Source organism: Bacteroidota bacterium (genome assembly GCA_018816945.1).
Lineage (GTDB): Bacteria > Bacteroidota > Bacteroidia > Bacteroidales.
The window spans coordinates 1-8,326 of the sequence record JAHIVC010000068.1 but is presented as its reverse complement, the minus strand read 5'-3'; the positions used below and the strand labels follow the sequence as shown (position 1 = coordinate 8,326).

Sequence of the window (8,326 nt, the reverse complement as noted above, 5' to 3'; positions counted from 1 at the left end):
TTTCATGGAAACCTGTCAGGAATTAATCAAAGGGAATTATGTGATGGACACACCGGATAAAAATAAAATCAATGCCGTTTTATTTAAGTCTAAAGAAAGATTTAATGCCTTTAAGGAAAAATTGACGGGTTCTGATATTGACTTAACCGTCCTTGATTTTGAATCCCATGATTGGAATGAGTATGATTATAGTCAAACGGATATAATTATTTACTATCCGTCATTCAAATTTTCTTCGAACCACCCACTTTCACTTCAGGATGTTTATGATAATTTAATGTTTCTCCATGCAGAGTACCCTGATATTATCATGTACCCAGATCCGTCGATTATTAAATACTATAATGATAAATATCTTCAATACCTTTTTTTGCATAAACACAATTTCCCCATACCCGAAACAATTCCCTTGGTATCAGAACAATCTATAAACCTTGCAGAGCAAAGACTGGGTTTTCCCCTTGTTTTAAAAAACAGGTATGGTGCGGGTGGCGGCTCCGTTTATTTGATTAATAGCAGAAAAGAACTTGAAAAATATTACCAGGTTTCAAAATCAAATATGTTTAACTTGAAATCCTTGTTTTATTTTAAAGATATCCTAAAAAAGAGAATGTTTTATTACCATATGATAAAAGAAAAAAATATGCCTTATCCCCTTTTATCACCACCTCTTCTTGCCCAGAAATTTGTCAAAATTGATCGTGATCTTAAAACTGTTACAGGTGATTACAAGCTTGTTGAGGCACATTGGCGTTTCCAGGCTGATGAAACCATGTGGAAAATGAACATTGATGGTGGCGGCACGGGTGTTTGGAGCTATGTCCCCGAAGAGGCTATAGAACTATCAACATCCCTTGCAAAAAAACTAAAAACAAAATGGTTAAATATTGATTTGATATTAAGCGGAGACAAGTTTTTAATCACCGAATTTTCACCTGTGTGGCATCATTATGCGTATAAAGAAAAAGAAAGTTTCATATATAAAGATGATTATAATATTGAAATGCCCCTTGAAATATCCCTTGATCTTGAACGAATTATCGTTGAATCTTTAATTTCATCTGTAATTAATAAAAAATAAATTCATAATTAACTGCTTAAGTAGCTTAATTAAAGTACTAAAATTAAATATTTATTTAAGAGTTATCGAAGAGGTGAAAATATGTATTTTAGAATTTTAAATAATATAATCATTATGTTTTTAGTCTTGATGTTTTTTAGTTGCAGTGGAGGCGACGCAGTGAAAAATAAAGTTGTATATAATTCAATCAAAGATGTTTCAGTTGACTCATGGAAAGAATTATCAACTAAAAATATTTATTTTGGGCACCAATCTGTGGGCTCAAACATTATAGATGGTATTAAAGACTTGATGAATGAAAACAAAAATATAAAGTTAAGAATTGTTGAATTATCTGATGATATCGATTTAAAAGGTGGTATGTTCATTCACTCAAGAATAGGGAAAAATCACGAACCGGTAACAAAATTAGATGCCTTTAGTAAAATTCTTGAGAGTGATATTGGTAAAAAAATTGATATTGCAATGTTCAAATTCTGTTATGTGGATGTGACAGACAAGACTAACATAACTCAATTATTTGAAAATTATCGTAAAACAATCAAAGAAATTAAACAAAAACATCCATCTGTAAAAGTGATTATGTTTACAGTCCCACTTCAAATTACATCGGTAACATATAAAACAAAGTTTAAACAAATGACAGGTATAGGGGACTTGTGGGAATATAAGGACAATTTAAAACGTAATCAATTCAACAAAATGATCATATCGGAATTTTCAGATAATGAATTGATTTTTGATATTGCATCTTATGAAGCTATGATGTCAGATCATAACTATCAGACGTTTGAATTTGAAAAAAAGAAATATTTTAGTTTAAACCCAGAATATACAAATGATGGTTCCCACCTCAATGAGTTAGGAAGGAAAAAGATTGCTGAAGACCTGCTGTTAGAACTTGTAAATATTTAATATTACGAATTCGAATTATATTCGAATCTATCGTGGTGAGTCGCATGGCCTCCATAACCTGAACGATTAGCATTTTTCTGATAAATATTATCTGATATATATGGCACAAATTCATAGTGTATTAAGTGCATTAGATATACTTGCCGTCCCACTTTCGGCAAAGAATATATTAATAATTGCATTTCATGATAAAGTGTTTAATTCTTCATATCATATAAAAAAATATGAAGAAGTCCATCTTTGTAAATTGGAAGAAGATGGCTATAAGATCTACAGACCAAAAGGCTGTGATCATAAGTACTTTAGTTATGATAAAGAAGAATTTATTCTTCCCTTTGAGAATTGTTCGTTTGACAAAATTGTTCTTGATTTAGCATTCGATGACTATGGAAAGTATCTCAATGCACGAAATAATCGGATAATCAAAAATTCAAATTTCATCAATCGAGAATTGCTATGTAATCAATCTTACAGGGTATTAAAAAAAAATGGCGTTTTTTTACAAATTATAATTAATAAATTGAGCATAAATTATATTAAAAATAAATTGGATTATATTATAAATAACAAAAATCTATATAATTTGTCAGCTCTCAATTATTTAACATGCAATCTATTGAAAAAGACCTTTTTTTTAATCAACTCGTTGTTTAAAGAGAAGCAGAAGTTTAAGTGGGCCAATATATATTTATTTAAAACAAATATTGAAGGTGTAAATGAGATTATTGATTATGATAAGTTTAAGCATAATAATACAATAAAGCCCAACGTAACTATCAAACAATATATTAAAGATTCATTATTTTATAAGCGTTTTTTTTCGGATTGCTATTGTAAGGTTAAATATAGATCAAAAAACCATCAAACATTATATGAACTGATATTTTCAGATATAAAAAGAAATTTAAATTGTGGGTTAGTCGATGATTCAATCTTTTGTATTACAGAAAAAGGTGTTATATGCGTTCGTAGTAAAAACTATATTATCAAAATTGCATTAAATGATCTATCATCATCCCAGTTATATAAAAACTTCGTTGGTATTAAGCATATCCATTCTCAATTAAATATCAGTAAAGAAATACATGAAATTGTTCCTGAAAATGTTTACCAAGGGAATGTCTTGGGCTCAGATATCAATTATTATGTTGAAGAATTAAAGCCTGGAAAGCCAGCTTCATCGTATTCGAACACTGTCTTTGAATACGATATAATTCTGGAAAATTCAATAAAAGCTGTTCATAAAATACATTTATATACAAAGAAAGATAGATTGGATAATGAATTTATTGGATCCTATATATTAGAGAGAATCACTTTTTTAGATACAATCGTCAATAATGAATACAACGTTGTAATAAAAAAAATATATCAATACTTGATCGATTATTTTGAAAATAACAATATTCCTTCAGTTTTTCAAAAAGGGGATTGCAGTGCAAGTAATGTGCTGGTGGATGAAAGCCTATCGGTCAGCGCAATAATTGATTGGGACCAGAATAATACCGAAGGATTACCGCTTATTGATATTATTAATTTATTGGAATCATTTAAGCGACATAACCTGAATAAGGGAATGGGGTTTATACTCGTTGAGTATATTTTGCCTCGTAAATTTAATGATATTGAAAAAAGGCTTATCGGCGAATATTGTTCTGATCTCAAACTACCTGAGGATTTGTTTAAACCTATTTCGATTTTATATTGGTTAGAACATATTTTTGCTCAAAAAAATGTGTTACTTTCAGAAAATAATTCATGGATAACTAATAATATTTTTTATGTGCTTGATTATATGAAATCAAGCTTTTTAGATTAAGGATAATGTTATGATTTTACGATTATTATATTGGGATTTAAAAGATAAATCCACACGATTTGATTATTTATATGAGTTGGTACGCAATCTCCCCGGTAGAGTTGGTTTCTATCTCCGGAAAAAAATTCTTAGTCCTAAATTTTTATGTGCTGGAGAAAATATAAGAATTCATAAAGGCTGCAGGATCATTAATATTGATAAAGTTAACGTCGGAAATAATGTTCATTTCGGAGTGGATTCATATATTCAAGGCGGTGGTGGCATCACAATTGGTGACTATACTGAGATGGGACCGGGTGTTAAAATTTGGTCTCAAACACACATCTATGATGATCCTGATTCTAATCTTGAAGGTGCTGGTTACGAATATAATGAAGTTAACATTGGGAAGAATGTTTGGATCGGTGCTAACTCATTTATTATGCCTGGTGCAACTATTGACGATGGATGTGTCGTTTCAGCATGTTCTGTTGTTGGATTAAAAAAGTGGCCTCAGAATTCAATCATAGCAGGGAACCCAGCACGAAAAATTGGCGAAAGAGGCCTTCTACGAAAACAAGAAAGTTAATTTAAGGCGTACCATGAAAAATATATTATTAATTGCTTATACATACCCTCCAATACCATATGGTGGCACATATCGAAGCCTCCGTTTTAGTAAAAATAGTGTTACACATGATATAAATCTGCACGTCCTGACTATTGATATATATGATGACATACCTAACGATTATAATTTATTAAGAAATATACCAGAAAAGGTTTTTATTCATAGAACGCCTATTATTGATCCATGGCGTCGATATCAGCTTCTCAGAAAAAAACTAGTTAATAATCCAATGTTGATTATTATTGATAAAATTATATCACAATTATTACGTTTTGTATCAATTCCTGACCATATGGTTTTGTGGATTTTTAGCGCAATCCCAGCCGCTTTAAAAATAATTAAACAAAACAAAATTCAATCAGTCATTATTTCATCTCCACCTAACTCATCATTGATCATTGGATATGTGCTCAAAAAAATGACAAATGTCAAGTTTATATCTGATCTAAGAGACCCGATAGTAGGTAATATAGCAGAATTGAACTTGATGAAAAAATCTAATAACCTTCTGATATTATTTGAAAAAAAATTCAGGGATTTTTTTAATAATTTAATTATTAAATCGTCAGATACTGTCATCACCAATACAGAAACTCATGGCTCTTTATTGAAAAAAGATTTTCCTGATAAGTCTCATTGTATTATCACTGTTCGCAATTCATATGATGAAGATGATTATAAATGTTGCAGTCCTGTAAATTATGGTCATTATGCTATCTCTCACTTAGGGAGTATGTATGGATTGCGAAATGCTCGAATTATTTTTCAAGCCATAAAAATGCTTGAAAATGATGTTAAACCTGATGCTTTAAATATGAAGCTTCATTTTTATGGTTTGTCATCGTTTGATTTAGAAGAGGATGCAAAGCAAAGTGGTGTTGAAAATTATGTTGAAGTTCATGGTTTAGTACCCCACCAAAAAGCCATTCAAATGATGATTTCATCAAATACACTATTGCTCGTAAAAGCAATAGGAGAAGGTGCATTAGGCCAAATACCAGGGAAATTTTTTGAATATGTCGGGTCAGGCCGGAAGATTATTTGTATTGGACCTGAAGAAAGTGAAGTCGCAAATATAATTCAACATTATGGATTTGGTATTGTCGTTGAATCAGATGTGAATAAAGTATTTGAATTTTTAAAAAATGATTATTTGGATTATTGTAATGGAAAATGTAACTATACTCCGGATATCAATGATCTGAAATTTTTTGGTGCGAACGAAATGACCAGGAAAATTTTAAGTTGTTTATAATTTAAAGATTAAATTAGGAAAAACATTACATAGTTCATTGCCTTGCAATATTACACATATATATTTATTTAAAACTATTCAGGATAGTTATTGGTGATATTTTATATTATTCTTACGTTTAAAATCTTGGCATACTATTTGTAAGCTTATGTACTGTATTTTTATGTATTTTTAATTTAATTCAAAATTTGTAGGTGATACAGTGGTAAGACTTATAGCATCCTCAATTATAATTATTCATTTAATCCTATTAAATTTTAATTACGCTAACGCATCAATTGAAATAATGGGTTTTTCTTTTAACGATAATGCATTTTCTGATTACGTAAGAACCACCAACTATACAGGTAGTTATGATTCATGCAATGGTACCGTTATAAATAATTATGAAGAAGCAATTATTGGGTTTGATTTAAACTCTTGGATTAATTATGGAAGCCATGATTTTTTACCGGGTTATGATGGTACCTATAATAGTGCCGCTCCGCCAACACAATATATTGAGTTAGGATTTTCTGACAATCAAATCATAAATAATGATGGTGATGACATTGTAATTTTTGAAATGGGAAGCCCTAATGCAGCCTTAGTCGCTTTGGATTTGCATTCAATTCAAAACCCTTGGGATGTAAATAGTCAAACAGTTATTGTTGAAACATCCTGGAGCCAAAGTCCCGATGCAACAAACAATTGTAATGTTGCAATTAGTCTCGGAGCAGTTGATCTTAGTGATTTAGGCGTATGTGATGGGTGTTCAGTTGATAGAATTTACATTTCGTCACCCATTGGTATTTATGGTGAAGTTTGTTGGAGTTCTACAGGATATTCAAATTTAGGAGTCCCTGAAATAGCTGGTGTTGGGGCTCTCCATTCTTCTGAAAGGGTGAATACACCACCTGAAGTAGATGCCGGTGAATTAAAAATAATTAGTTTGCCAATCGACCATGTTGAATTGCAAGCATCAGTTATTGATGATCATTTACCTGCTTTGACTGCAATGACCTATGCTTGGGAATTGTTTTCAGGCCCGGAAGCTGTTTTAATTCAAAATGAAAATTCATTAACAACCAACGTAACGTTTCCGGCGCCTGGAGAGTATATATTTCAATTTAACGCAAATGATGGTGAATATAGCGGGGCTGATTTTGTAACTGTACTGGTTACTGATCAGGATAATGAAAACCCATCAATTCCGAATAATTTATCAGGGGTTGCAATTTCGGATAATCGTATACGTCTTACATGGTCACCTTCGTTAGATAACGTTGCAATTTCAGGATATGAAATAAGTCGAAACGGTATTTTTATTGACTATTCTGAAACGAATCAATGGACAGATTCGAGTCTTGAGGTTCTTACGAACTATTCATATTCCATACATTCAATTGATATTTCCGGCAACGTATCCGGTGAAAGCCTTTCTGTATCTGTTCAGTCTATGGGAAATGTTTTTGAAAGAAGGATATCGACGAGTGCTGGTGATGCTGAGGAAGGTGAAAACGGTACAGTACAGCTTTCAAGCTCTGATCTCGAGTTAGTATATGAATATGGACCTGGAAATCAAATTGTTGGCCTTTATTTTAATGACCTTAACCTGCCAAAAAATTCTCAAATCATTAAAGCCTATATTGAATTTACTGCGGATGAAATTGGCTTAAGTGAAACAGCATTAACAATTTCAGTTGAAGATTCTTTGAACCCAACTATATTTTCATCCGAAACAGGTAATATTTCAAGTAGGCAAATGCTGCCAACAACGATTAGCTGGTCAAATATAGAGCCTTGGTTAGCTGAACATTATAGACATGTATCACCAGATATTTCTCCTTTAATTCAAGAAAAAGTTGATAATGATCTTTGGACTGAAGGTAATTCTATTGTTTTTACAATATCCGGAACAGGCAAGCGGACAGCAAAATCCTTTAATGGCGGGGAACTGGTAGCTCCCTTGCTACATGTAGAATATTCTACGGGAACACCATTGAATCGTGCCCCATCCGTGTCGGCAGGGGGTGATATTACCTTAAGCCTTCCTGAAAATACTGTGACACTTTCAGGCAATGTAACCGATGATGGACTGCCCGAAGGCAGCACCGTGACCGTTAACTGGAGTCAGGTAAGCGGCCCTTCAGCCGTACAGTTTACAAATGCTGATATGCCGGATACCCAGGCAGAATTCGGTGAGATAGGAACCTATATTTTAAGCCTTACGGCATTTGATGGTGAGTTTATATCATCAGATACATTATCCGTAACAGTAACCGAGCCTGATAACCAGGCTCCTGCTGAGCCCACAGGATTGACTGCAACGGCATTATCCGGAACAGAAATCGTGTTGGCATGGAATGCCACAACAGATAATATAGCAGTGGCAGGCTATGAAATTTACCGGGACGGTTTTCTGATCCAGACTGTCTCAGGGACTTCCTATACCGATACAGGTCTTAGTGGAGAAACGCTTTATACCTATACCGTGATCGCCTTTGACGCATCGGGCAATTATTCCATAGAAAGCCTGCCCGCTGACGCCACCACATTTGAAGATATGACTATCGTTGAAAAACGAATAGCCATAGGCAGTGATGACGCAGAAGAAGGAGAGAATGGCTCAATACAGCTGTCAAGCTCTGATATTGAGCTTGTAAC

Annotated in this window: 6 protein-coding genes; all 6 read left to right on the top strand. The window is 32.8% G+C overall.

Annotated elements, in window-relative coordinates:
• A partial coding sequence (locus KKG99_10120; protein MBU1013352.1) for a hypothetical protein occupies positions 1 to 1,081 on the top strand: 1,081 nt, incomplete at its 5' end.
• Positions 1,082 to 1,162: 81 nt separating this feature from the next.
• A complete protein-coding gene (locus tag KKG99_10115) occupies positions 1,163 to 1,996 on the top strand; it encodes an SGNH/GDSL hydrolase family protein (GenBank protein ID MBU1013351.1) in 834 nt (277 codons plus the stop codon).
• 100 nt (positions 1,997 to 2,096) lie between these two features.
• The gene (locus tag KKG99_10110; protein ID MBU1013350.1) at positions 2,097 to 3,815 is read left to right on the top strand and encodes an aminoglycoside phosphotransferase family protein; all 1,719 of its coding nucleotides are present in this window, start codon (positions 2,097 to 2,099) and stop codon (positions 3,813 to 3,815) included.
• A gap of 10 nt (positions 3,816 to 3,825) precedes the next feature.
• Positions 3,826 to 4,383 (top strand): acyltransferase, encoded by a 558-nt coding sequence (locus KKG99_10105; protein ID MBU1013349.1) that lies wholly within the window; start codon positions 3,826 to 3,828, stop codon positions 4,381 to 4,383.
• A gap of 13 nt (positions 4,384 to 4,396) precedes the next feature.
• Positions 4,397 to 5,680 carry a hypothetical protein gene (locus KKG99_10100; GenBank protein ID MBU1013348.1) on the top strand — a complete coding sequence of 428 codons (1,284 nt, stop codon included), beginning with the start codon at positions 4,397 to 4,399 and terminating at the stop codon, positions 5,678 to 5,680.
• Positions 5,681 to 5,966: 286 nt separating this feature from the next.
• A partial coding sequence (locus KKG99_10095; GenBank protein MBU1013347.1) for a hypothetical protein occupies positions 5,967 to 8,326 on the top strand: 2,360 nt, incomplete at its 3' end.

What these genes read in the sequence shown, in the direction of transcription:
- KKG99_10115 (MBU1013351.1), top strand. Translation starts at nt 1,163, where the DNA reads ATGTATTTTAGAATTTTAAATAATATAATCATTATGTTTTTAGTCTTG.
- KKG99_10110 (MBU1013350.1), top strand. Translation starts at nt 2,097, where the DNA reads ATGGCACAAATTCATAGTGTATTAAGTGCATTAGATATACTTGCCGTC.
- KKG99_10105 (MBU1013349.1), top strand. Translation starts at nt 3,826, where the DNA reads ATGATTTTACGATTATTATATTGGGATTTAAAAGATAAATCCACACGA.
- KKG99_10100 (MBU1013348.1), top strand. Translation starts at nt 4,397, where the DNA reads ATGAAAAATATATTATTAATTGCTTATACATACCCTCCAATACCATAT.